Annotated in this window: 2 protein-coding genes; one reads left to right on the plus strand and one right to left on the minus strand. The window is 75.4% G+C overall.

The window, feature by feature from the left end:
• Positions 1 to 12 precede the first annotated feature (12 nt).
• The gene (locus RZ84_RS04750) at positions 13 to 807 is read right to left on the minus strand and encodes a VOC family protein (RefSeq protein WP_043269180.1); all 795 of its coding nucleotides are present in this window, start codon (positions 805 to 807) and stop codon (positions 13 to 15) included.
• Between the two features lie 204 nt (positions 808 to 1,011).
• Here RZ84_RS04750 and RZ84_RS04755 point away from each other — a divergent pair.
• On the plus strand, positions 1,012 to 3,093 hold a 2,082-nt coding region (locus tag RZ84_RS04755), incomplete at its 3' end, for a SpoIIE family protein phosphatase (protein WP_241777577.1).

Raw genomic sequence — 3,093 nt, forward strand, 5'->3', positions numbered from 1 at the left:
AGTTCTCCTGCCTCAGACCGGAACCGGAATGGGGGACGTCACCGTGAACAGGCCCCCGTCGGGGTCGCGGATCAGCGCCTGGCTGCCCGTACCGTCCCGGGTGGCGGTCACCGGCGTGGCGGTGCCGCCGGCGGCCAGCGCCGCATCGCGCACCGCCCCGATGTCCCGCACCCGGAAGTGCACATGCCACTGCGGGCGCACCCGGGGGTCCGGCGCCGCCTCGACACCGCCGCCGCGCAGCAGCGCGACGGTGTGCGTGCCGTCGTGGACGACCACCTGGTCGTGCTCGTACGTCACCTGGCAGCCGCCCGGCCGCTCGGACGCCCAGTCGAAGACCTCCGCGTAGAAGATGGCGGCGGCGAACGCGTCCCGGGTGCGCAGCTCCAGGACCGCCGGCGCGCTGCCCACGCCCACCGACCAGGCCATGGTGTGGCCCTCCCAGAAGCCGAAGGCGGCACCGTCCCGGTCGGCGCCGAGGGCGGCCCGGCCCGGGCCCAGCTTCAGGGGCCCGACCGCCACGGTGGCGCCGCGCTCCCGGATCCGCGCGGCGGTGTCGTCGGCGCTCTCCACGGCGAAGTACGCGGTCCAGGCCACCGGGACCTGAAAGCTGGGCGCCAGCGCGCTGATTCCGGCGACCGGCTGCCCGTCCAGCAGCGCGACCGAGAACTCCTCCCCCAGGCTGGCCGGGCGGAACCGCCAGTCCAGCACGGGGCCGTAGAACGCCTGCGCGGCCCGCAGATCGCGGGTCATCAGACTCACCCAGCAGGGCGCGCCGCGTACCGGAGTGGTGGAGCGTGGGGACGGCATGGCCATCTGCCTCCAGCTGCTCGGTTCTGCCCGACCGGCCGGCGTGACCGCGGGCCGGCGCCCCTCCCCACTGTGCCAGCGACCCGCCGGGCCCGCACCAAGGGACGGCCGCGGCCCGGTGGTCGCCCGCTCAGGGCCGGGCCGGTTGTGCGGGTCCGGCCCCGGCTCGATGCTGGAAGGACCGAACCGGGCTGGACAGATGCCATGAACGCATGGAGCGCGGCGGAGAGCGCCGACTTCCGTGGTCCCCTCGACGTCACCAGAGCGGCCACGGCGGTTCTGGACGCCCGGGGTCGGGTCATCGGGTGGAGCCCGGCCGCCCGCGAGTTGCTGGGCTATGCGCCGGAGGACATCGTCGGGCAGCCGGTGGCGACGTTCCTGCCGTCGGCATCGCCCGGGACGGCCGGGGAGGCGCCGCTGCCGGGGCGGGACATCGAGGTCCGTACGGCGCGGCACGCGGACGGCCGGGCACTGCCGGTGGCGATCACGGTGTGCGCGCTGCACGACGTCCCGCCGGCCGCCGCGGCCTCGGTCGACGGGGCGCGGCCGGCCCGGGTGCTGGTGGCGGCGGCGCTGGAGAGCCTACGGAAGTGGGAGTCGCGGCAGGCGATGCTGCACGGGCTGGCCACCCGGTCGCCGGTGGGGCTGGCGATCTACGACGGCGATCTCCGGCTGACGTGGTTCAACGCCTCGTACGGGCGGGAGATCGGGCTGCCGCTGTGGCAGTTGATCGGCAAGCGGGCGGACGAGCTGTATCCGGGCGCGTTCGTGACGGAGGGGTATCCGCACGGGCTGGACGCGGTGATGCACCATGTGCTGGCGACCGGTGAGGCGATCGTCGATCTGCACTTCGTGGGCGAGCAGCCGACCGACCCGGGCACCGAGCACGTGTGGTCCTGCTCGTACTACCGGTTGCAGGATCCGGACGGCCGGGTGCTGGGGGTGTGCGAGGACTCCTTCGACATCACCGACCGCTATCGGGCGCAGCGCCGGCTGAACCTCCTGGTGGAGGCCGGCAGCCGGATCGGCACCACGCTCGACATGACCGTCACCGCGCGCGAGGTCGCCGAGGTCGCGGTGCCGGAGTTCGCCGACGAGGTGACCGTCGACCTGGTGCGGTCCGTGCTGGCGGGCGGTGATCCGGAGCCGGGCGAGAGCGGGGTGCCGGCGCTGGTGCGGGTGGCGGCCCGTTCCGCGGCCGACCGGCCGGAGGGACCGCCGCGTGCGCCGTACCCGGTGGTGTACCGGCCGGGCACGCTCCAGTACCGGAGCCTGTCCTCGGGCGGGATGATCCGCGACGAGCGGACCATGGTCGTACCGCTGCGGACCGGCGGGCGGCAGATGGGGCTGGTCACCTTCTCCCGCGCCGCGCGGCCCGCGGTCTTCGACAGCGGGGAGATCGATCTCGCCGACGAGCTGGTCCTCCGCACCGCGGTGTCGCTGGACAACGCCCGCCGCTTCGCCAGGGAGCACGCCGCGGCCCTGACCCTCCAGCGCAATCTGCTGCCGCAGCGCCTGCCCGCCCAGTCGGCGGTCGACATGGCCTACCGGTATCTGCCGAGCGACGACCGGGCCGGGGTCGGCGGCGACTGGTTCGACGTCATCGGCCTGTCCGGGACCCGGGTCGGCCTGGTGGTGGGCGACGTGGTCGGCCACGGCCTCCAGGCGGCGGCCACGATGGGGCGGCTGCGGACGACCGTACGGGCGCTGGCGCGGCTGGACCTGGCGCCCGACGAACTGCTCAGCCGGCTGGACGACCTGGTGGGGCAGCCACCGGAGGAGCGCGCGGCCGGCGAGCCGGCACGGACCGGACCGGACGATATGGCGACCGGGGTGACCTGCCTGTATGCGGTGTACGACCCGGTGTCGCGGCGCTGCACGATGGCGCGCGCGGGGCATCCGCCGCCGGCGGTGGTGGACCCCGACGGCCGGGTGACGTTCCCGGATCTGCCGGCCGGCCCACCGCTCGGGCTGGGCGGCCTGCCGTTCGAGAGCTGGGAGACCGAGCTGCCGGTGGGCAGTCTGCTCGCCCTGTTCACCGACGGTCTCCTCCAGGCCCGCGACCGGGACTTCGACGCCGGGCTGGGCCTGCTCGGCGGGGTACTGCGGGAGAACCGGCGGCCACTGGAGGAGCTGTGCGACCGGACGCTGGCGGAGCTGCTGCCGGGCGGGGCGGCGCCGGATGACGCGGCGCTGCTGCTGGTGCGGACCCGGGAGCTGGACGTCCGGCAGGTGGCCGCCTGGGAGCTGCCCGCCGAGCCGGCCGCGGCGGGCTCGGCCCCGGGA

Source organism: Streptomyces sp. CT34 (assembly GCF_000805335.1).
Lineage (GTDB): Bacteria > Actinomycetota > Actinomycetes > Streptomycetales > Streptomycetaceae > Streptomyces.

Bases quoted from the DNA above. Each gene is read 5' to 3' on its own strand.
- RZ84_RS04750 (WP_043269180.1), bottom strand. From the start codon at position 807: ATGCCGTCCCCACGCTCCACCACTCCGGTACGCGGCGCGCCCTGCTGG.